Raw genomic sequence first — 20,692 nt, 5'->3', positions numbered from 1 at the left:
CGGAGGCTTACCGCCCGTAGGCCGGAATTTGCCGTGCTCTTGGGTTAATCGGTTGAGGTAACGCGGGTGGAGTGCCCGACGATAGGGGCCAGGGGCAACCAACCGCGGCCCCTGTCGCCGACTCCGAGAGACTCAGTGTGCTCATACGACTACTGCGGACCTATCTCAGGCCCTACAAGAAGCCCATCGCCCTGCTGGTGGCGCTGCAATTCCTGCAAACCTGTGCCTCCCTCTACCTGCCGACGCTGAACGCGGACATCATCGACGACGGCGTCGTGAAGGGTGACTCGGGCTACATCCTGAGCTACGGCGCCCTGATGATCGGCATCTCGCTGGCCCAGGTGGTCTGCAACATCGGCGCCGTCTTCTACGGCGCGCGCACCGCGGCCGCCCTCGGCCGGGACGTGCGCGGTGCCGTCTTCGACCGGGTGCAGTCCTTCTCGGCGCGCGAGGTGGGCCACTTCGGCGCCCCCTCGCTGATCACCCGGACCACCAACGACGTGCAGCAGGTCCAGATGCTGGCCCTGATGACGTTCACGCTGATGGTGTCGGCGCCGATCATGTGTGTGGGCGGCATCGTGATGGCGCTCGGTCTGGACGTGCCGCTGTCCGGGGTGCTGCTCGGGGTGGTACCGGTGCTGGCGGTCTGCGTCACGCTGATCGTGCGGAAGCTGCGCCCGCTGTTCCGGAAGATGCAGGTGCGCCTCGACACGGTGAACCGGGTGCTGCGCGAGCAGATCACCGGCAACCGCGTCATCCGCGCCTTCGTGCGCGACGAGTACGAACAGCAGCGCTTCCGGAAGGCCAACACCGAGCTGACCGACGTGGCCCTCGGCACCGGCAACCTGCTGGCGCTGATGTTCCCGGTGGTCATGACGGTGGTGAACCTGTCGTCGATCGCGGTGGTGTGGTTCGGCGCCCACCGGATCGACAGCGGCGGGATGCAGATCGGCGACCTGACGGCGTTCCTCGCCTACCTGATGCAGATCGTCATGTCCGTGATGATGGCCACCTTCATGTTCATGATGATCCCGCGCGCGGAGGTCTGCGCCGAGCGCATCCAGGAGGTCCTGGGGACCGAGAGCAGCGTGGTGCCGCCGGTGGCTCCGGTCACCGAGCTGCGCCGGCACGGGCACCTGGAGATCCGGGAGGCGGGCTTCCGTTACCCGGGGGCCGAGGAGCCGGTGCTCAGGCACATCGATCTGACGGCGAAGCCGGGCGAGACGACCGCCGTCATCGGCTCGACCGGCAGCGGCAAGTCGACCCTGCTGGGCCTGGTCCCCCGGCTCTTCGACGCCACCGACGGGGAGGTCCTGGTCAACGGGGTGGACGTGCGGACCGTGGACCCGAAGACGCTGGCCAAGGTGGTGAGCCTGGTGCCGCAGAAGCCGTACCTCTTCGCCGGCACCGTCGCGACCAACCTGCGCTACGGCAATCCGGACGCCACGGACGAGGAGCTGTGGCACGCGCTGGCGGTGGCGCAGGCCAAGGAGTTCGTCTCCGAGCTGGAGGGCGGGCTCGACGCGCCGATCGCGCAGGGCGGCACCAACGTGTCGGGCGGTCAGCGCCAGCGGCTCGCGATCGCCCGGACGCTGGTCCAGCGCCCGGAGATCTACCTCTTCGACGACTCCTTCTCCGCCCTCGACTACGCCACCGACGCGGCGCTGCGGGCCGAGCTGGCCCAGGAGACCGCCGAGGCGACGGTGGTGATCGTGGCGCAGCGGGTGGCGACCATCCGGGACGCGGACCGGATCGTCGTGCTGGACGAGGGACGGGTCGTCGGCGTGGGCCGGCACCACGAGCTGATGGCGGACAACGAGACCTACCGGGAGATCGTGCTCTCCCAGCTGACGGAAGCGGAGGCTGCCTGATGGCCGGGCCTGCGGGTCGCATGATGGCCGGGGGCGGCCCCGACCAGCGATCGATGGACTTCAAGGGGTCGGGCAAACGGCTCGTCGCCCAGTTCCGGCCGGAGCGGGCGACGCTGTTCACGCTGCTGGCGTGCGTGGTCGTCAGCGTCGGCCTCAACGTGGTCGGGCCGAAGATCCTCGGCCGGGCCACCGACCTGGTCTTCGCGGGCATCGTCGGGCGGGACATGCCGTCCGGGGCCACGAAGGAGCAGGTCCTCGCCTCCATGCGGGAGCGCGGTGACGGCAAGGTCGCCGACATGCTGCGCGGCACGGACTTCACCCCGGGCCGGGGCATCGACTTCGGCGCGGTCGGCGAGGTGCTGCTGATCGCGCTGGCGACGTTCGCGGTGGCGGGACTGCTGATGGCGGTGGCCACCCGGCTGGTGAACCGGGCGGTGAACCGGACGATGTTCCGGCTGCGCGAGGACGTGCAGACGAAGCTGTCCCGGCTGCCGCTGTCCTACTTCGACAAGCGCCAGCGCGGCGAGGTGCTCAGCCGCGCCACCAACGACATCGACAACATCGGGCAGACGCTCCAGCAGTCGATGGGCCAGCTGATCAACTCGCTGCTCACCATCATCGGCGTGCTGGCGATGATGTTCTACGTCTCCTGGATCCTGGCGCTGGTCGCGCTGGTGACCGTGCCGCTGTCGTTCGTGGTGGCCACGCGGGTGGGCAAGCGGTCGCAGCCGCAGTTCGTGCAGCAGTGGCGCTCCACGGGGCAGTTGAACGCCCACATCGAGGAGATGTACACCGGGCACGCGCTGGTGAAGGTGTTCGGGCGGCAGGAGGAGTCGGCGAAGCAGTTCGCCGAGCAGAACGACGCACTGTACGAGGCCGGGTTCAAGGCGCAGTTCAACAGCGGGATCATGCAGCCGCTGATGATGTTCGTGTCCAACCTGAACTACGTGCTGGTCGCGGTGGTCGGCGGCCTGCGGGTGGCCTCGGGCCAGCTGTCCATCGGCGACGTGCAGGCCTTCATCCAGTACTCCCGGCAGTTCTCGATGCCGCTGACGCAGGTCGCGTCGATGGCGAACCTGGTGCAGTCGGGCGTGGCGTCGGCGGAGCGGATCTTCGAGCTGCTGGACGCCGAGGAGCAGTCGGCGGACCCGATCCCGGGCGCCCGGCCCGAGGACCTGCGCGGCCGGGTGGAGCTGGAGCACGTGTCCTTCCGCTACGACCCGGAGAAACCGCTGATCGAGGACCTGTCCCTGGCGGTGGAGCCGGGCCACACGGTCGCGATCGTCGGTCCGACGGGCGCGGGCAAGACCACGCTGGTCAACCTGCTGATGCGGTTCTACGAGGTGTCCGGCGGCCGGATCACCCTGGACGGCGTCGACATCGCCAAGATGTCCCGGGACGAGCTGCGGGCCGGCATCGGCATGGTCCTCCAGGACACCTGGCTGTTCGGCGGCACCATCGCGGAGAACATCGCCTACGGGGCGTCGCGCGAGGTCACCCGCGGGGAGATCGAGGAGGCCGCGCGGGCCGCGCACGCCGACCGGTTCGTACGGACGCTGCCCGACGGCTACGACACGGTGATCGACGACGAGGGCACGGGGGTGAGCGCGGGTGAGAAGCAGCTGATCACCATCGCGCGGGCGTTCCTGTCCGACCCGGTGATCCTGGTGCTCGACGAGGCGACGTCGTCCGTGGACACCCGGACGGAGGTGCTGATCCAGAAGGCGATGGCGAAGCTGGCGCACGGGCGGACGTCGTTCGTGATCGCGCACCGGCTGTCGACGATCCGGGACGCGGACACGATTCTGGTGATGGAGGACGGGGCGATCGTGGAGCAGGGGGCGCACGCGGAGCTGCTGGCCTCGGACGGGGCGTATGCGCGGCTGTACAAGGCGCAGTTCGCGGAGGCGGTGGCCGAGGTGGGGTGAAGACGGGGTGAGGGGTCAGTCCAGGTAGCCCCTCAGCTGGTCCGCGTAGGCGTGGTCGCGGAGTTTGTTGAGGGTTTTGGACTCGATCTGGCGGATGCGTTCGCGGGTGACGCCGAAGAGGCGGCCTATCTCCTCCAGGGTGCGGGGGCGGCCGTCGGCCAGGCCGTAGCGGAGCTGGACGACCTTGCGTTCGCGTTCGCCGAGGGTGGAGAGCACCGCCTCCAGGTGCTGGCGCAGCAGCAGGAAGGCGGCCGACTCGACGGGGCTGGCGGCGTCGCCGTCCTCGATGAGGTCGCCGAGGGCGACGTCGTCCTCCTCGCCGACCGGGGCGTGCAACGACACCGGCTCCTGCGCCAGGCGCAGCACCTCGCCGACCCGCTCGGGCGCCAGGTCCAGGTGGGCGGCGACCTCCTGCGGGGTCGGCTCGTAGCCCCGTTCCTGGAGCATCCGGCGCTGGACGCGGACCACCCGGTTGATCAGCTCCACGACGTGGACCGGGACGCGGATGGTGCGGGCCTGGTCGGCCAGGGCTCGGGACATGGCCTGGCGGATCCACCAGGTGGCGTAGGTGGAGAACTTGTAGCCCCGGGCGTAGTCGAACTTCTCGACCGCCCGGATCAGGCCCAGGTTCCCCTCCTGGACCAGGTCCAGCATGGTCAGCCCGCGGCCGACGTACCGTTTGGCCACCGACACCACGAGCCGCAGGTTGGCCTCGATCAGGCGGCGCTTGGCGAGGCGGCCCAGGACGACGAGCCGGTCCAGGTCGAGGGCGAGGCGGCTGTCCAGGTCGGGGGTGTGCCGCAGCTTCTCCTCGGCGAACAGCCCGGCCTCCACCCGCCGGGCGAGGTCGACCTCCTCGGCCGCGGACAGCAGCGGGATCCGCCCGATCTCGCGCAGGTACTGCCGGAACAGGTCGGAGGAGGGCCCGCCGGACTCGGTACGGGTGGGCGGCGGCGGTTCGGGAGGCTCGGGAACGTCCCCGGGGACGCCGGGGTGGTGCCCGGCCGCCCCGGCACCGGGCTGCGCGGGCATCGCGACGAGCACACCGCGCTCGGCGTCGGGCTCCGCGGCGCCGGTACCGGTGTCGTTCTGGGTGAGCGTCTGGGTCTGCACGGGGGCGACCTCCAGGATGGACGCGGCCGGCGGGGGCCGGCGGCGGTACGTCGGGGGCGGAGCCGGCTCGCTCGCCGCCGTCCGCCTCGCACGCGTGCACTCAGGTACCGCCCCCAGTGTGGGGTACGACACATCGCCGCCACGAGGGGCGTGCGGTGACTTTTTGCGTCCGGGCCGTGACCGAGGGGTTACTCCCGGGAAACCGGGATGCCGAGCGGCACCCGGCTCTGACACGATCCCGGGATGTCCGCCTCCCTGTACGAGACCCACATAACGGTGCGCTGCCCGGAGCCCGGCGAGGCCGAGCGGCTCGGCCGCTGGGCCGGGGCGGCCGGGCTGAAGCTGACGCACATCGTGCTCGCCCGGGGGCGGACGCCGTACCAGCCGATGCTGACGCTGCGGGGTTCGCGGACCTACGCGCAGGAGGCGGCGCGCGCCGACTCGACGGTGGAGCGGCTGCGGGCGGACGGCTTCCGGCCGGTCCGCGTCAAGATCGAGTCGTCGCCGTGGGCCGCCGAGGTGCCGCGCCTGCCGTGCTCGGACGGCCGGTACTTCGAGCACCACGTCAAGCTGCTGCTGGCGGCCGGCACGGACCCGGCGGCGCTGGCGGAGCGCGTGGTGCCGCACGGCGCCCACCTGTCGTGGAACGCCCGGCGGGTGCGCGACGACGCCACCCACGAGCGGTTCGTCACCCAGCGCTGCCACGGGGTGGACGCCGAGGGGGCGGGTCGCGCGCTGGACGGACTGCTGGACGCGCTGGCGCCGCTGCGGGTGCTGGAGGTGGAGCGGGAGTTCGTCCTCTACGACAGCGATGTGTCGGTGGACGAGGGCTGGCTGGTCGAGGGCCGGCTGGACGAGGGCCGTCCGGCGGGGCGGCCGGAGGGGGTACGGCGATGAGCAGGCAGGCGTGGCAGGGCTTCGGCTGGGCGAACGACAGGGTCCCGCGGGCGCCCCTGGACGACGAGACCCGGCGGGCCGAGCAGCTGCCCAGGACGCTGCTGCCGGTGCCGGGGGACGACGTGACCCAGCGGCCGGTGTTCGACCCGGCGCTGAAGCAGCACAGGAACGCCTACCGGGCCACCGATCCGAGCTTCACGGACCCGGAGCGGGGCACCGCGTGGCGGGCGGCCCGACGGCGCGCCCTGGACCGGGTGCTGGGCGCCGTCGCGGACTCGGAGTGGGTGGACTCGCTGGTGCTGCGCGGCAGCATGCTCATGTCGACGTGGTTCGAGGCGCAGGCCCGGGAGCCCGGTGACCTGGACTTCGTGGTGGTCCCCCAGTCCTGGCGGATCGACGACCGCCGCACCGAGCGGATGCTGACGGCGCTCGCCGAGGCGGCCGGGGCCCGGGCCGGCACCGGGGCCGACGAGGTGCCGGTCGGCATCTCGGCCCAGGGCGCCGTGGTCGAGGACATCTGGACCTACGACCGGGTGCCGGGCCTGCGCATGGTGCTGCCCTGGGGAGCGCCGGGGCTGCCGGGCGGGCACGTCCAGCTCGACTTCGTGTTCGGGGAGCGGCTTCCGGAGCCGCCCGAGCCGGTGGAGCTGTCGGGCGGGGCGATGCTGTACGCCGCGACGCCGGGTCTGTCGCTCGCCTGGAAGCTGATGTGGCTGATCAACGACATGCACGGGCAGGGCAAGGACCTGTACGACGCCGTGCTGCTGGCCGAGCGGCATCCACTGAGCCGTGACCTGCTGCACGAGGTGTTCCGGCTGTCGGGCGAGTGGCCGTACCACCGCGAGCACATCCTTCTGGAGGACGTGGTGGAGGCGGCCGGGTACGTGGAGTGGAACCACTTCGTCACCGAGTACCCGCGGTTCCGGGACCGCGAGGACGAGTTCGCCGAGCGGCTGGTACGGGCGGTGACTCCGGCGTTCGGCCGGGAGGGCGGCTGATCCCGCCGCCGCGTCTCACAGCGCGGCGGCGCCGTGTTCGCGCAGGTTCTGGTCGTACTGCTGGAGGATCCACAGCTCGTTCTGCACGGCGGCCAGTTCGGCGGGGTCGCCGTGGCCGGAGAGGCGGGTGAGGCGGCCGGTGATGTCGCGGATGCGGCGCTCGACGGCGCGGCGGCGGACGGTGACCAGCTGGGCGCCCGCGTACACCTCGTCGACGCCCTTCACACCGCGGTGGAGCATGATCGCCTCGACCGCGAGTTCGGTGACCATGGCGCGGACGGCGTCGTCGGGGGCGGCCTCGCGGACCCGGACCAGGTAGTCCTGCGGGTCCTGGACGCCGAACTCGGCGCCGCCCGCTTCCATGATCGCCTCGCGTACGGCGGCGTAGGGCGGGGCGGTGAACTCGTCGACGCCGTACGCGTCGAAGGCCGGGGAGACCAGCTCGGGGCGCTGGAGGGCGAGCTTGAGCAGCTCGCGCTCGGTGGCGAAGACCGGGTTGCGGAGGTTGAGGGCGGGGCCCCGGGGGGAGGTCCGGGCGGGTCCGGCCTGCTGCTGCGGGCCGCCGCCGCGCTGCCGCTGGTCGGGGGCGGGGCCCTTGCCGCCGCGGTCGCGGGCCCAGCGGGCGAGCTGGGCGATCCGCTTGACGACGAACTGGGTGTCGAGGATGCCGAGCATCCCGGCGAGCTGCACGGCGACCTCGTGCTGGGCGCCGCTGTTCTTGATCCGGGCGACGACCGGGGCGGCCTCGTCCAGGGCCGACGCGCGGCCGGCCGGGGTGTCCAGGTCGTAGCGGGCCACGATCTGGCGCAGGGCGAACTCGAAGAGCGGGGTGCGCGGCTCGACCAGGTCGGCGACGGCGTCGTCGCCCTTGGCCAGGCGCAGGTCGCAGGGGTCCATGCCGTCGGGGGCGACGGCGATGTAGGTCTCGGCGGCGAACTTCTGGTCGTCCTCGAAGGCGCGCAGGGCCGCCTTCTGGCCGGCCGCGTCGCCGTCGAAGGTGAAGATCACGCGGGCCGAGCCGTTGTCCATGAGGAGCCGGCGCAGGATCTTGATGTGGTCGCCGCCGAAGGCGGTGCCGCAGGTGGCGATGGCGGTGGTGACCCCGGCGAGGTGGCAGGCCATGACGTCGGTGTAGCCCTCGACGACCACGGCGCGGGACGCCTTCGCGATGTCCTTCTTGGCGAGGTCGATGCCGTAGAGGACCTGGGACTTCTTGTAGATCGCGGTGTCGGGGGTGTTCAGGTACTTGGGGCCGTTGTCCGACTCGTAGAGCTTGCGGGCGCCGAAGCCGACGACGTCGCCGCCGATGTCGCGGATGGGCCACATCAGCCGGCCGCGGAAGCGGTCGATGGGGCCGCGGCGGCCCTCCTGGGAGAGGCCGGAGAGCAGCAGCTCCTTGTCGCTGAAGCCCTTGCCGCGCAGGAAGCGGGTGAGGTGGTCCCAGCCCTGGGGGCTGTAGCCGACGCCGAAGTGCTCGGCGGCGGCCTGGTCGAAGCCGCGGTCGGCGAGGAAGGCGCGGCCGGTGTCCGCCTCGGACCCGGTCGCCAGCTGCTCCGCGTACCACTGGGCGGCGATCTTGTGGGCCTCGACCAGGCGGATGCGCTCGCCGCGCTGGTGGGAGGGGTTGTACCCGCCCTCCTCGTAGCGCAGGGTGATGCCGGCCTGGCCGGCCAGGCGCTCGACCGCCTCCGAGAAGGTGAGGTGGTCGATCTTCATCACGAACGTGATGGTGTCGCCGCCCTCCTGGCAGCCGAAGCAGTGGAAGAACCCCTTGCTCGGACTGACCTGGAAGGACGGCGACTTCTCGTCGTGGAAGGGGCACAGCCCCTTCAGATTGCCGCCCCCGGCGCCTCGCAGCTGGAGGTACTCCGAGACGACGGCGTCGATCGGGACCGCGTCCCGTACCGCCTTCACGTCCTCGTCGTTGATCCGTCCTGCCACGCGTGAAGTCTACGGGGGCGGACCGACAGCTATGCGACGAGGCTTTCGAGCGATACGTGCGGGTTCGCCAGGGCCTCCGTGTCCACCCGGGTCTTCGCGCGGATCAGCTGCTGGATCGGCTCCGTGACGTCCCACACGTTGACGTTCATCCCGGCCAGCACCCGGCCCTCCTTCACCCAGAAGGCGATGAACTCGCGCTTCGCCGCGTCCCCGCGGATCACCACCTGGTCGTACGACCCGGCCGGCGCCCAGCCGGAGTACTCCATGCCCAGGTCGTACTGGTCGGTGAAGAAGTAGGGCACGCGGTCGTGGGCGAGGCCCTTGCCAAGCATCGCGCGGGCGGCGGCCGGGCCGCCGTTGAGGGCGTTGGCCCAGTGCTCCACGCGCAGGCTGGTGTCGAAGAGGGCGTGGTGGAAGGAGGCCACGTCGCCCGCCGCGTAGACGTCGGGGTCACAGGTGCGCAGGTGGTCGTCGACGACGATGCCGCCGCCCTGGGCCCGGTCGGCGATCTCCAGCCCGGCCGCCTGGGCGAGCGCGGTGCGCGGGGCGGCGCCGATCGCGGCGAGCACGTCGTGCGCGGGGTGCTCCTCGCCGTCGTCGGTGCGGGCGGCCAGCACCATGCCGTCCTGGCCGACGATCTCGGTCAGCCGCACGCCGAAGCGGAAGCGGACCCCGTGCGCCTCGTGCAGCTCGGCGAAGACGGCGCCCAGCTCGGGTCCGAGGACGCCGTGCAGCGGGGTCGGGGACGGCTCGATGACGGTGACCTCCGCCCCGTACTCGCGGGCCGCGGCCGCGACCTCCAGGCCGATCCAGCCCGCGCCGGCGATCACGAGGTGCCCGTTGTCCCGGCCGAGGGAGGCGAGGACGCCCTTGAGCCGCTCGGCGTGGGCCAGGCGGCGCAGGTGGTGGACGCCCGCGAGGCCGGTGCCGGGGACGTCCAGCCGGCGGGGCTCGGCGCCGGTCGCGATGAGCAGCTTGTCGTACCTGACGTGGGTGCCGTCGTCGCCGTAGTGCACGGTCTTGGCGGCGCGGTCGATCGCGACGACGGTCTGGCCGAGGTGCAGCTCGATGTCGTGCCGCGCGTACCAGGCGGGTTCGTGCACGAAGACGCTGTCGCGCTCCTCCTTGCCCAGGAGGTAGCCCTTGGACAGCGGCGGGCGCTCGTAGGGGTGGTCGCGTTCGTCGCAGACGAGGATCACCCGGCCGGTGAAGCCCTCCGTGCGGAGTGTCTCGGCCGCCTTCGCTCCCGCCAGGCCGCCTCCGACGATGACGAATGTCTGATCCGCGTCGACCACTTGTTTGCCTCCTCGTCAGGGTGCCGCCACATGCGAGCGTCCCGCACGCGGCGTGGTGCGGGAAGGGGGAACGACCCGATCAGGCCACGACCTGCCGCGTTCCGACCGCCCGAGTGCCGCTTTTCGGGCGATCGGGGCGCCGCCGGCTCCCGCCCGTCCCGCCGACCAGTCTCATGGATGCCCCGTCAGGCGGGCGTGAAGCGAGCGGGCCGAGGTGTCGGTGAGGGAGGCGATCTGGTCGACGATCACCCGTTTGCGGGCCCGGTCGTCGGCGGCCGCGTCGAACAGGGCACGGAACTGGGGGTCGAGCCCGTCGGGTGCGCGGGCGGTCAGCGCCTCGGCCAGCTCCGCGACGACGATCCGCTGGTCGGCGCGGAGCCGCTCCTGCTCGGTGCGCTGCATGACGTAGCGGACGGCGACCGCCTTCAGGACGGCGCACTCCATGCGGGTCTCGCGGGGCACGACCAGCTCGGCGGTGTACCGGGTGAGCCGCCCGCCGCCGTACGCCGCCCGGGTGGCGGCCTCGGCCGCCAGGCAGAAGCGGCCGATCAGCTGACTGGTGGCGTCCTTCAGCCGCGCCTGCGCGACCGCCGAGCCGTCGTAGCCGTGCGGCCACCAGTCCTGGGCGAGGAGCCGGTCGAGGGCGGCGGCGAGTTCGGCGTGGTCGGTGCCGGCGGGGACGTACCGTCCGACGGCCACCTGGAAGACCGCCTCGCGTTCGGGGTCGGCCAGCAGGCAGTTCGGGTCGATGTGCCCGGCGTGCAGGCCGTCCTCGACGTCGTGCACCGAGTACGCCACGTCGTCGGCCCAGTCCATGACCTGCGCCTCGAAGCAGGTGCGGGCGCCGGGGGCGTCCTCGCGGAGCCAGGCGAAGACGGGCCGGTCGTCGTCGTACACGCCGAACTTGGGCGAGGCCGGGTCGCTGGGGTGGGCGCCGCGCGGCCAGGGGTACTTGGTGGCCGCGTCGAGGGTGGCGCGGGTCAGGTTGAGGCCGACGGGGCCGCGCTCGGTGAACCGCTTGGGCTCGATGCGGGTGAGCAGCCGGAGTGACTGGGCGTTGCCCTCGAAGCCGCCGCAGTCCTCGGCGAAGGTGTTGAGGGCCTGTTCGCCGTTGTGCCCGAAGGGCGGGTGGCCCAGGTCGTGGGCGAGGCAGGCCGCCTCGACGAGGTCGGGGTCGCAGCCGAGGGCGGCGCCCAGCTCCCGGCCGACCTGGGCGCACTCCAGGGAGTGGGTGAGGCGGGTGCGGGGGCTGGCGTCCCAGACGGGGCTGCCCTCCCCCGGCGCGACGACCTGGGTCTTCCCGGCGAGGCGGCGCAGGGCGCCGGAGTGCAGGATGCGGGCGCGGTCGCGCTGGAAGGCGGTGCGGCCGGGGCGTTTGTCGGGTTCGGGGGCGTAGCGGGCCACTGACGTGGGGTCGTACGGGGTGGGGGGTGCGGTGCCTTCCATGTCATGAACAGTAAGGGGAAGGTGTGACAGGTGGGGGGCCTACTCGTCTGCCGGGTGCGGTTATCGGGCGAGTGCGGGTTCGGTTGTGGCCGGTCGCGCCCACGCGGCGGAGCCGCAGGTCGACTCGCCCCGCGCCCCTTTGACCGCGTTGAACTCGCCGCCTCCGTCAAGTGCCCGGTCATAGCGGTGCAGCAGCAAGTGGGCCATCGACGGGTGGGTGCCCAGGGGCTCGGAGGCGATCCACGGGGCCGCTGCCGCGCACTCGGTCGCGAAGCGGCCCGGGGCGGTGAAGCAGGCGGCGACGGCCACCCGTCGGTAGCCCCGAGCCGTCAAGGTGCGCACGGCCTCCGGGACCGTCGGGGCCGCCGCCGAGGCGTACGCGGGGACGACCGGGACGCCGAGGCGGGCGGCGAGGAGCGCTGCCGTGCGGGCCGTGTCCGCGCGGGACTCCGGGTCCCGGGAGCCCGCCGAGGCGAGGACGACGGCGTGGTCCGGGCCCGCGTGGGTGGGCCAGCCGGCCTCCGTGAGGCGGGCGTGCAGGGCGTCCACCAGGAGGGGGTGCGGGCCGAGCGGGGCGGCCACGCGGGTGCGGGCCGGGGAGAGCGCGGCCGTCTCCGGGATGTCCCGCTTGACGTGGTGGCCGCGGCTGAGCAGGAGCGGGACGAGGACCGCAGTCCCGTCGCCGAGGCCGGCGAGCGTGTCCGGCAGCAGGGGCGCGTTCAGCTCGACGTGGCCCAGGTGCACCGGCAGGGCGGGGCGCAGGGCGCGGACCCGGTCGAGGAGGGCCCGTACGGTGCTGAGCGCGCGCGGGTCGCGGCTGCCGTGCGCGACGACGACCAGGGCGGGGGCGCCCCCGGTGGCCGCCGCGGTCCTGTTGCTCGTCACTGTCGTCACTGTCGTCGCCGTCATGCACCGAGGGTGGCGGCCGGAGATTGCCTCCCCGTTGCGTCGGTGTCACGGGGATTTTCCGTCGGTCCACCCGGCGCGGGACCGTCCGTGTGAGCGGGCGGTGAACCGGACGGCCGCCCCGGACGTCCCTGGTGGCAGGAACCGACCGGGGAGGGGACCGTCCGCATGCGCCGCTGGAGGCTTCGCAGACCGCGTCTTCCGCGCACCCGCAAGGGCCGGCGGCGGCTGCTGCGGGTGGTGGTGGCCGGGTGCGTGCTGGCCCTGCTGCCGAGCGCCTGGCTGCGGGTGGTGACGGACGACCGGCTGCGCACCGTCGCCGACGTGCCGCGCACCGAGGTCGCCGTCGTCTTCGGGGCCGGGCTGTGGGACGGGGAGCCGTCGCCGTACCTCGCGCACCGGCTGGACGCGGCGGCGCGGCTGTACCGGGCGGGGCGGATCGAGGTGGTGCTGGTGACCGGGGACAACAGCCGCGAGGAGTACGACGAGCCGGACGCCATGCGCGCCTACCTGGTCCGGCACGGTGTCCCGGACGGGCGGATCGTCAGCGACTACGCGGGCTTCGACACCTGGGACTCCTGCGTTCGGGCGAAGCGGATCTTCGGCGTCGACCGGGCGGTGCTGATCAGCCAGGGCTTCCACATCCGCCGGGCGGTCGCCCTGTGCCAGGAGGCGGGGGTGGTCTCGTACGGCGTCGGGGTCGACGACGAGCACGACGTGACCTGGTACTACGGGGGCGCCCGGGAGATCCTCGCCGCGGGCAAGGCGGCGCTGGACGCGCTCTTCGAGCCGGACCCGCACTTCCTCGGGCCGAGGGAGCCGGGGGTGGCGCGGGCCCTGGCCGACGCCGGATGACGCGTCCCTCACCGCGGCCCGGCGGCGGCGGGGAGGTCGCCGTCCCCGCCGCGTAACAGGGCGCCGCCCGGTCGCGTAACACGGAAGCCGCAGGCTGGGCGGCATGCAGAGCACCGGCACGCGGAACCCCGCCACCACCCCCACGCACTGCCCGTACTGCGCTTTGCAGTGCGGGATGAACTTGACGCCGGTCGAGGGCGGGACCGTCGAGGTCTCCGAGCGCGCGGACTTCCCGGTGAACCGGGGCGCGCTGTGCGGCAAGGGCCGTGCGGCGGCGGCGGTGCTGGCGCCGGGGGCGCGGCTGACCTCGCCGCTGGTGCGCTCGGGCGACGGCGCGCTGGTGCCGGCCGGCTGGGAGGAGGCGCTGGACCGGATCGCCGGGAACCTGGAGCGCACACGGGCGCGGTACGGCGCGGACGCGCTCGGGGTGTTCGGCGGCGGCGGGCTGACCAACGAGAAGGCGTACGCGCTGGGCAAGTTCGCCCGGGTGGTGCTGGGCACCTCGCAGATCGACTACAACGGGCGGTTCTGCATGTCGTCGGCCGCGGCGGCCGGGACACGGGCCTTCGGGCTCGACCGGGGGCTGCCGTTCCCGCTGGAGGACATCCCGCGGACCGGGTGCGTGATCCTCGTCGGGTCGAACCCGGCGGAGACGATGCCGCCGTCCCTGCGCTACTTCACCGAGCTGCGGGAGAACGGCGGCACCCTGATCGTCGTCGACCCGCGCCGGACGAAGACCGCCGAACAGGCCGACCTGCACCTCGCGCCCCGGCCCGGGACCGACCTCGCGCTCGCGCTGGGCATGCTGCACCTGGTGGTCGCCGAGGGGCGGGTCGACGCGGCGTACGTCGAGGAGCGCACGTCCGGCTGGGAGGAGGCGCGGGCGGCGGCGATGGCGCACTGGCCGGAGTACGTGGAGCGGATCACGGGGGTGTCCGTTCCCGAACTGCGGGAGGCGGTACGGCTGTTCTGCGCGCCCGAGGCGGCGATGGTGCTCACCGCGCGCGGCCCCGAGCAGCAGGCCAAGGGCACGGACACGGTGGGCGCGTGGATCAACCTGTGCCTGGCGACCGGGCGGGCCGGGCGGCCGCTGTCCGGGTACGGCTGTCTGACCGGGCAGGGCAACGGGCAGGGCGGGCGCGAACACGGGCAGAAGGCCGACCAGTTGCCGGGCTACCGCAAGCTGACCGACCCGGCGGCGCGCCGGCACGTCGCCGAAGTGTGGGGCGTGGACCCCGACGCGCTGCCGGGGCCGGGGCGCAGCGCGTACGAGCTGCTGGACGCGCTGGGCACGGACGTCAGGTCGCTGCTGGTGATGGGGTCCAACCCGGTGGTGTCGGCACCTCGCGCCGCGCACGTCGAGGAGCGGCTGCGGTCGCTGGACTTCCTGGCCGTGTGCGACGTGGTGCTCTCCGAGACGGCGGAACTCGCGGACGTCGTCCTGCCGGTGACGCAGTGGGCGGAGGAGACGGGGACCACGACGAGCCTGGAGGGCCGGGTGCTGCTGCGGCGGCGCGCGCTCACGCCGCCGGACGGGGTCCGAAGCGACCTGGACGTGCTGCACGGGCTGGCCGGGCGGCTCGGCGTGGAGAAGGGGTTCCCGACCGATCCCGAGGAGGTCTTCGAGGAGCTGCGCCGGGCGAGCGCGGGCGGCCCGGCGGACTACTCCGGAATCGACTACCGCCGCCTGACCGAGGAGAACGGCGTCTTCTGGCCCTGCCCGGCGCCAACCGGGGCCGACGCCACGGACGCCGCCGACGCCGACACCGACAGGGAGGCCCGCACCGGCAGGGACACCCCCACCGGCAACGACACCGGCACAGGCAGCGGCGGCGGCACCGGCGCGGGCGCCGAGGCCGGCCTGCCCACCGCGCCCCACCCCGGCACCCCCCGTCTCTTCCTCGACCGCTTCGCCACCGACGACGGCCGGGCCCGCTTCGTGCCCGTGGCGCACCGGCCGAGCGCCGAGGAACCGGACGACGAGTACCCCGTGCTCCTGACCACGGGCCGGGTCGTGGCGCAGTACCAGTCCGGGGCGCAGACCCGGCGGGTGCCCGAGCTGAACGCCGCCGCGCCGGGCCCGTTCGTGGAACTGCACCCGCGGCTCGCGGCACGGCTGGGGGCGGCCGAGGGCGACCCGCTGGCGGTGGTGTCCCGGCGGGGGCGGGCGGTGGCGCCGGCCCGCATCACCACCGGCATCCGGCCCGACACCGTGTTCATGCCGTTCCACTGGCCGGGCGAGGGCCGCGCCAACACGCTGACCAACCCCGCCCTGGACCCGACCTCGCGGATGCCGGAGTTCAAGGTGTGCGCGGTGCGGGTGGAAACGGTGACGTCCTAGCGGCGTCATCCTCTCCCCTCATGATCTCCACGCGAGCGCTATGGACATGTCATGTCCAGGATTCTTGAATCCGAGTCAGCACCAGCGCCCGCAGGCGCGCCGAGAGCGCGCCCGTCCCGAGGAGATCGATGAGCCGAATACGGCACGTCAGAGGTTCCCGTCTCGTCCTGGCCGGTACCGCCGCCACCACCGCGACCCTGCTGATCGCCGCCCTCGCCCCCGGCGCCGCGGCCGCCGGCCGCCCGACCCCGGCCACGGCCCTGGACCACGCGGCGGCGGCCCTGTCGGACCACGCCGCCGCCCTGGGTCTGACGGACGCCCAGGACACCGAGGTCCGCGACGTCGTCGTCGACGAGGACGGCACCCAGCACGTCCGCTACGACCGCACCTATCGCGAAATCCCGGTCCTCGGCGGTGACTTCGTCGTCCACCTCGCCCCCGACGGCGGCTTCCGGGGCGCCGACCGCGCGACGAGGGCGCCGCTCTCGCTGCCCACCGTCACCCCGAGGCTGTCGGCGCCCGGGGCCGCCGACCTGGCCGCGAACGCGCTGCGCGCCGCCAGCCCGGGCGAGTTGCTGAAGAAGCTCACTGCCAAACCCGAGCTGGTCGTCGACGCCCTGCACGGCGCCCCGAAGCTGGCCTGGCGGACCGACGCGGCGGCGCTGGACTCCCTCGGCAACCCGGTCGCGCGCACCGTGCTGACCGACGCGGGCACGGGCGCCCGTATCGACGCCTGGGACACCATCGAGTCGGCGTCCGGCGACGGCGCGTCGCTGTACGGCGGCACGGTGCCGCTGGAGACGACGCCGTCCGGTTCGGCGTACCGGCTCGAGGACCCGACGCGCGGCGGCACGTACACGGGTGACGCGGAGAACCGGACCGACCTGTGCTTCCTCACCCTCTGCCTGGTGCGGGCGCCCGCGACGCCGTTCACCGACGCCGACAACCACTGGGGCACCGGGAAGGCGGACGACCGCGCCTCGGCCGCGGTGGACGCGCAGTACGGCACCGACGCCACCTGGGACTACTACGAGGACGTCCACGGGCGCAGCGGCATCGCGGGCGACGGCAAGGGCTCGTACAACCGCGTGCACTACGGCACCCGGTACAACAACGCCTTCTGGGACGACGGCTGCTTCTGCATGACGTACGGCGACGGTGACGGGACGACCTTCGGGCCGCTGGTCTCGCTGGACGTCGCCGCGCACGAGATGTCGCACGGGGTGACGTCGAAGACGGCGGCGCTGACGTACTCGGGCGAGTCCGGCGGCCTGAACGAGGCGACCTCCGACGTCTTCGGCACGCTCGTGGAGTGGCACGCGGACAACTCCGCCGACCCCGGGGACTACCTGATCGGCGAGAAGGTCGTCCGGGACGGATTCGGCCGCGACGCCCTGCGCTACATGGACCGGCCGAGCCGGGACGGCAGCTCGGCCGACTGCTGGAGCACCGCGGTGGGCGACATGGACGTCCACTACTCCTCCGGCGTCGCCAACCACTTCGCCTACCTGCTGGCCGAGGGCAGCGGTGCGCGGACCGTGGGCGGCGTGGCCTACTCCTCCCCGACCTGCGACGGCTCCACGGTCTCCGGCATCGGCCGGGACAAGCTGGGCGACATCTGGTACCGGGCGCTGACGGTGTACATGACCTCGTCCACCGACTACGCGGGCGCCCGCGCCGCCACCCTGCGCGCGGCCGGTGACCTGTACGGCGCCGACAGCGCCGAGTACGCCGCGGTCGGCGCGGCGTGGAGCGCGGTGGCCGTGGGCTGACCCCCGGCCGTCCGGCGCCCGTCCCCACCGCGCTCGCTTACGCTTGCGGCGAGAGCACGGACGAGGGGACGGAACCCGATGAGCCTGAGGCAGTTCGAGTACGCCCTGGCCGTCGCCGAGGAGGGCTCGGTGACGGCCGCGGCCGAGGCGCTGCGCGTCGCCCAGCCCTCGGTGTCCCAGCAGATCCGCGGGCTGGAGCGGGACCTGGGCGTGGAGCTGTTCTCCCGCACCCCGACCGGCCTGGTGCCCACGGTGGCCGGCCGCGCCTTCCTGCGGGACGCGGAGATCGCGGTGAACGCGGCGCGCCGGGCACGGGCGACGGCGCGGGCCGGCTCCGAGGAGCTGGCGGGCGAGCTGGTCGTCGCGGTGCAGATGGGCCTGGGCACCCGGCAGCTGCCGGGCGCCCTGAGCGCGCTGCGCCGCCGCTTCCCGCGCCTGGAGGTCACCGTCTTCGAGGAGCCGAACCCCACCGAGCTGGAGCGGCTGGCGCGCGGGGGCGTGATCGATCTCGCCCTCATGGCCGGGCCCTGCGACGAGGGCCTGTACGACGGCCACCACCTCGGTGACGAGGAGTTCGTCGTGGTGCTGGCGGCCGGGCACCCGCAGCTCGCCGCGGACCGGGTCGCGCTGCGGGACCTGGAGCACGAGCCGTGGGTGCGCTTCGATCCCGCCAGCGCGCTCGACGGCGTCCTGGTGGAGGTGCTGCGGGAGAACGGGCTGGCCCCGACCACGGTCGCCCGCCTCTCCCAGACCGCGACGGCCGTGCGCTGGGCGGCCCAGGGGCTCGGGGTGACGTTCGTCCCGGCCTCCGCGGTGCCCCCCGGTCACGAGCACCTGGTGCGCCCGGTGTCCCCGGCCGTGTCCCAGCCCGTCGTCGCCGCGGTCCGGCCCGGCGCGGGCCCCGCGGAGACGGCGCTGCTGGAGTTCCTGCGCCAGGAGACCTGGTACCGGTTCGCTCAGAGCTGGGTGGCGCCGCCGTCCACGGCCAGCTCGGCGCCGGTCGTGTAGGTGGCGTCGAAGGCGAGGAAGGCGGCGGCCCGGGCGATCTCCTCGGGGGTGCCGAAGCGCCGCATGGGGTTGTCCGCGACCCGTTCCGCCTTGAACCGCTCGGCCTCCTCGGCGGTCATCACCGCGTCCAGGGCTCCGGTGTCGACGGGGCCGGGACTGACCGCGTTGACCCGGATGCCGCGGGGCAGCAGCTCGCGGGAGAAGCTGCGGGCCATCGAGCGCAGCGCCGCCTTCCCGGCCGCGTAGACGCTGGTGTCCGCCAGCCCGATGACGTTGGCGACCGAGGTGGTGAGGACGACGCCGGCGCCCGTGCTCAGCAGCGGGGCGAGCTTCTGCACGGTGAACCAGGCGCCCTTGACGTTGATCGCGAACAGCTCGTCGTAGGCCTCCTCGGTCGTCGACTCGAGCGGCGTGAGGGTCGCGACGCCGGCGTTGACGAACAGGGCGTCGACGGTGCCGAGTTCGGCCTTCACCCGGTCGGCGAGCGCGTCCAGGTCCGGCAGTGCGGCCACGTCGCCGCGGACGGCCACCGCGTTGTCGCCGAGCCGCTCCAGCGCGGCGTCGAGCGTGGCCTGCGAACGGCCGGTGATCACGACGCGGGCTCCGTCGGCCACCAGCAGCTCCGCCATCGCGAGACCCATTCCACTGCCGCCACCCGTGATCACGGCGTTCTTGTTGCTGTACCTACCCATTTCCGGACCCCTTTTTCGCAGACTTTTCCAGCTTCATTTTTTCGGGGTATCACCCCTGGAATGTCAGCCCCTGGGATATTCCCCGCCGTCCACCGCGAGGCTGGTTCCGGTCACCCAGCCCGCGCGGTCGGACACCAGGAACAGCACCGCGTGGGCGATGTCCTCGGGCGAGCCGTCGCGCCCCAGCGGGGCGGTGCCGCTCGGAGCCGGTCCGGCGTCGAGACGCGCCCAGTGCTCCCGGGTCTCCTCGCCGCCGGGGGTGGAGGTCCGGCCGGGGCTGACGGTGTTGACCCGGACGCCGGAGGGGGCCAGCGTCGCGGCCAGTCCGGTGCTGTAGTTGTCCAGCGCCGCCTTCGCCGCCTGGTAGTGCAGGAACGGGGGCGCGGGGGGCGCGACCGCGGCCGAGGAGATGTGCACGATCGCCCCCGAACGCCGTTCCCGCATGCCGGGCACCAGCAGCGAGTTCAGCCGGACCGCCGCGAGGAGGTTGAGGTTCAGGGTGTCCAGCCACTCCTCGTCGGGGATGACCAGGCCGTCCTTGTGGGGCCGCGCCCCGCCCGCGTTGTGGACCAGGATGTCGACCCCGCCGAGCGCGTCGTGCGCGGCCCCGGCGAGCGCCTCGGCCCCGGCGAGGGTCCGCACGTCCGCCTGCACGAAGCGCGCCCCCTCCGGCGCCGGACCCGTCGCCGACCTGGCGGTCGTGATCACCTCGGCGCCGGCGTCCAGGAGCCCGCGGACGATCGCCGCTCCGATTCCCCGCGTACCGCCGGTGACCAGCGCCCGCTTTCCCGCAAGCTCCCCGTTTCCCGCGAGTCCCCTGTTTTCCGACGCGTTTTCCTGCCCGGCCATGGCCTTTTCCCTTTCGCCTTCGCATGATGACTCCCACACGGTAGGCCCGGAAATCGAAGGGGAGCAAAGACGAAAATGCAGCGGCTGCCATAGGAAGCTCCTATGGCAGCCGGGCGGCGTTCCCGTGGGCGATCGTGGCGTCTCACATGCCGTCGTAGGGGCGCTTCTCCTTCGCCTCCCGCAGGGCCCGGCCCCACCACACCAGCTGGTCGAGCATCGTCTTGGCCGCCGCGTCCGGACCGGACGGGTCCTTGAGCCTGCCCTCGTCGTCGAAGGACGCGCCGGCGTTGTGGAAGGAGACGGTGTCGCGGACGGTGACGGCGTGCAGTTCCGCGAAGACCTGGCGCAGGTGCTCGGCGGCCCGCAGGCCGCCGGCCAGACCGCCGTAGGAGACCAGGCCGACGGGCTTGGCCCGCCACTCGGTGAAGTGCCAGTCGATGACGTTCTTCAGACCCGCCGGGAAGGAGTGGTTGTACTCGGGGGTCAGCACGACGAACGCGTCGGCGTCCGCCAGTTTCGGGGTGACCTCCGCCAGCGCGGCGGTCGCTTCCGGGGTCGGGGCGAGGGTCGTGGGCAGCTCGGTTCCGGCGACGTCCACCACTTCGGGGACCAGGTCGTCGTGGGCCCGGAGGTGGTCCAGGAGCCAGTCGGCGACGACGGGGCCGAAGCGGCCGTGGCGGTTGCTGCCGACGAGCAGGGTGACGCGGAGCGGTGCGGTCGTCGTGTTCACGGTGGTCGTGGTGTTCATCGTGTTCATGCGGGAGAGCCTGGTACCTCAAG

At 73.1% G+C, this 20,692-nt stretch carries 15 protein-coding genes and 1 pseudogene; 8 read left to right on the top strand and 8 right to left on the bottom strand.

The genetic code is table 11. The features are described from left to right. The first annotated feature begins 137 nt into the window (after nt 1-137). The gene (locus tag B9W62_RS26390) at nt 138-1,871 is read left to right on the top strand and encodes an ABC transporter ATP-binding protein (RefSeq protein ID WP_087809488.1); all 1,734 of its coding nucleotides are present in this window, start codon (nt 138-140) and stop codon (nt 1,869-1,871) included. Next, the gene (locus B9W62_RS26385; protein WP_087809487.1) at nt 1,871-3,799 is read left to right on the top strand and encodes an ABC transporter ATP-binding protein; all 1,929 of its coding nucleotides are present in this window, start codon (nt 1,871-1,873) and stop codon (nt 3,797-3,799) included. Before B9W62_RS26390 ends, B9W62_RS26385 begins: the two co-directional genes overlap by 1 nt. 15 nt (nt 3,800-3,814) lie before the next feature. Here B9W62_RS26385 and B9W62_RS26380 read toward each other — a convergent pair. Then, nucleotides 3,815-5,004, bottom strand: a pseudogene (locus B9W62_RS26380) (RNA polymerase sigma factor). A 151-nt stretch (nt 5,005-5,155) separates the two neighbouring features. Between B9W62_RS26380 and B9W62_RS26375 the strand changes: the two are divergent. Continuing rightward, nucleotides 5,156-5,809, top strand: a complete 654-nt coding sequence (locus B9W62_RS26375; protein WP_179235679.1) for a hypothetical protein — start codon at nt 5,156-5,158, stop codon at nt 5,807-5,809. After that, the gene (locus tag B9W62_RS26370; protein WP_087809485.1) at nt 5,806-6,807 is read left to right on the top strand and encodes a nucleotidyl transferase AbiEii/AbiGii toxin family protein; all 1,002 of its coding nucleotides are present in this window, start codon (nt 5,806-5,808) and stop codon (nt 6,805-6,807) included. Before B9W62_RS26375 ends, B9W62_RS26370 begins: the two co-directional genes overlap by 4 nt. A 15-nt stretch (nt 6,808-6,822) precedes the next feature. Here the strand turns inward: B9W62_RS26370 and dnaG are convergent, their stop codons facing one another. The 4 genes from dnaG to B9W62_RS26350 form a co-directional block, all read right to left on the bottom strand. Then, entirely contained in the window at nt 6,823-8,748 is a 1,926-nt protein-coding gene (gene dnaG, locus B9W62_RS26365; RefSeq protein WP_087809484.1) for a DNA primase, read from the bottom strand. A gap of 29 nt (nt 8,749-8,777) precedes the next feature. Next, a complete protein-coding gene (locus B9W62_RS26360) occupies nt 8,778-10,043 on the bottom strand; it encodes an NAD(P)/FAD-dependent oxidoreductase (protein ID WP_087809483.1) in 1,266 nt (421 codons plus the stop codon). A 171-nt stretch (nt 10,044-10,214) separates the two neighbouring features. After that, nucleotides 10,215-11,489 (bottom strand): deoxyguanosinetriphosphate triphosphohydrolase, encoded by a 1,275-nt coding sequence (locus tag B9W62_RS26355; RefSeq protein WP_087809482.1) that lies wholly within the window; start codon nt 11,487-11,489, stop codon nt 10,215-10,217. 60 nt (nt 11,490-11,549) lie between these two features. Then, a complete protein-coding gene (locus B9W62_RS26350) occupies nt 11,550-12,398 on the bottom strand; it encodes a sirohydrochlorin chelatase (RefSeq protein ID WP_179235678.1) in 849 nt (282 codons plus the stop codon). A gap of 165 nt (nt 12,399-12,563) precedes the next feature. Between B9W62_RS26350 and B9W62_RS26345 the strand changes: the two genes are divergently transcribed. The 4 genes from B9W62_RS26345 (at nt 12,564) to B9W62_RS26330 (ending at nt 18,371) form a co-directional block, all read left to right on the top strand. Then, nucleotides 12,564-13,250 carry a SanA/YdcF family protein gene (locus tag B9W62_RS26345; protein ID WP_087809480.1) on the top strand — a complete coding sequence of 229 codons (687 nt, stop codon included), beginning with the start codon at nt 12,564-12,566 and terminating at the stop codon, nt 13,248-13,250. Nucleotides 13,251-13,353: 103 nt separating this feature from the next. Then, the gene (locus B9W62_RS26340; RefSeq protein ID WP_087809479.1) at nt 13,354-15,591 is read left to right on the top strand and encodes a molybdopterin oxidoreductase family protein; all 2,238 of its coding nucleotides are present in this window, start codon (nt 13,354-13,356) and stop codon (nt 15,589-15,591) included. 128 nt (nt 15,592-15,719) lie between these two features. After that, nucleotides 15,720-17,363 carry a M4 family metallopeptidase gene (locus B9W62_RS26335; RefSeq protein ID WP_087809478.1) on the top strand — a complete coding sequence of 548 codons (1,644 nt, stop codon included), beginning with the start codon at nt 15,720-15,722 and terminating at the stop codon, nt 17,361-17,363. 78 nt (nt 17,364-17,441) lie between these two features. Further along, nucleotides 17,442-18,371, top strand: a complete 930-nt coding sequence (locus B9W62_RS26330; protein ID WP_087809477.1) for a LysR family transcriptional regulator — start codon at nt 17,442-17,444, stop codon at nt 18,369-18,371. On the opposite strand, the gene B9W62_RS26325 is transcribed toward B9W62_RS26330, so the two are convergent. The 3 genes from B9W62_RS26325 to B9W62_RS26315 form a co-directional block, all read right to left on the bottom strand. Continuing rightward, on the bottom strand, nt 18,320-19,063 hold the full coding sequence (locus B9W62_RS26325; RefSeq protein WP_087809476.1) for an SDR family oxidoreductase: 744 nt from the start codon (nt 19,061-19,063) through the stop codon (nt 18,320-18,322). The genes B9W62_RS26330 and B9W62_RS26325 overlap by 52 nt on opposite strands. Before the next feature lie 63 nt (nt 19,064-19,126). Next, entirely contained in the window at nt 19,127-19,912 is a 786-nt protein-coding gene (locus tag B9W62_RS26320) for an SDR family oxidoreductase (RefSeq protein ID WP_087809475.1), read from the bottom strand. Between the two features lie 142 nt (nt 19,913-20,054). Next, nucleotides 20,055-20,660: an NADPH-dependent FMN reductase gene (locus tag B9W62_RS26315; protein ID WP_179236120.1), complete on the bottom strand. Its 606-nt coding sequence runs from the start codon at nt 20,658-20,660 to the stop codon at nt 20,055-20,057. Nucleotides 20,661-20,692 lie beyond the last annotated feature (32 nt).

Origin of the sequence: Streptomyces sp. CS113 (assembly GCF_002188365.1) — a bacterium.
GTDB lineage: Bacteria > Actinomycetota > Actinomycetes > Streptomycetales > Streptomycetaceae > Streptomyces > Streptomyces tendae.
This window is presented reverse-complemented; position numbering and strand designations above follow the sequence as displayed.

Excerpts from the sequence above, each read along its gene's own strand:
- B9W62_RS26385 (WP_087809487.1), top strand. The coding sequence starts at position 1,871 with ATGGCCGGGCCTGCGGGTCGCATGATGGCCGGGGGCGGCCCCGACCAG.
- B9W62_RS26375 (WP_179235679.1), top strand. The coding sequence starts at position 5,156 with ATGTCCGCCTCCCTGTACGAGACCCACATAACGGTGCGCTGCCCGGAG.
- B9W62_RS26370 (WP_087809485.1), top strand. The coding sequence starts at position 5,806 with ATGAGCAGGCAGGCGTGGCAGGGCTTCGGCTGGGCGAACGACAGGGTC.
- B9W62_RS26355 (WP_087809482.1), bottom strand. The coding sequence starts at position 11,489 with ATGGAAGGCACCGCACCCCCCACCCCGTACGACCCCACGTCAGTGGCC.
- B9W62_RS26350 (WP_179235678.1), bottom strand. The coding sequence starts at position 12,398 with ATGACGGCGACGACAGTGACGACAGTGACGAGCAACAGGACCGCGGCG.
- B9W62_RS26345 (WP_087809480.1), top strand. The coding sequence starts at position 12,564 with ATGCGCCGCTGGAGGCTTCGCAGACCGCGTCTTCCGCGCACCCGCAAG.
- B9W62_RS26340 (WP_087809479.1), top strand. The coding sequence starts at position 13,354 with ATGCAGAGCACCGGCACGCGGAACCCCGCCACCACCCCCACGCACTGC.
- B9W62_RS26335 (WP_087809478.1), top strand. The coding sequence starts at position 15,720 with ATGAGCCGAATACGGCACGTCAGAGGTTCCCGTCTCGTCCTGGCCGGT.
- B9W62_RS26330 (WP_087809477.1), top strand. The coding sequence starts at position 17,442 with ATGAGCCTGAGGCAGTTCGAGTACGCCCTGGCCGTCGCCGAGGAGGGC.
- B9W62_RS26325 (WP_087809476.1), bottom strand. The coding sequence starts at position 19,063 with ATGGGTAGGTACAGCAACAAGAACGCCGTGATCACGGGTGGCGGCAGT.
- B9W62_RS26320 (WP_087809475.1), bottom strand. The coding sequence starts at position 19,912 with ATGGCCGGGCAGGAAAACGCGTCGGAAAACAGGGGACTCGCGGGAAAC.
- B9W62_RS26315 (WP_179236120.1), bottom strand. The coding sequence starts at position 20,660 with ATGAACACCACGACCACCGTGAACACGACGACCGCACCGCTCCGCGTC.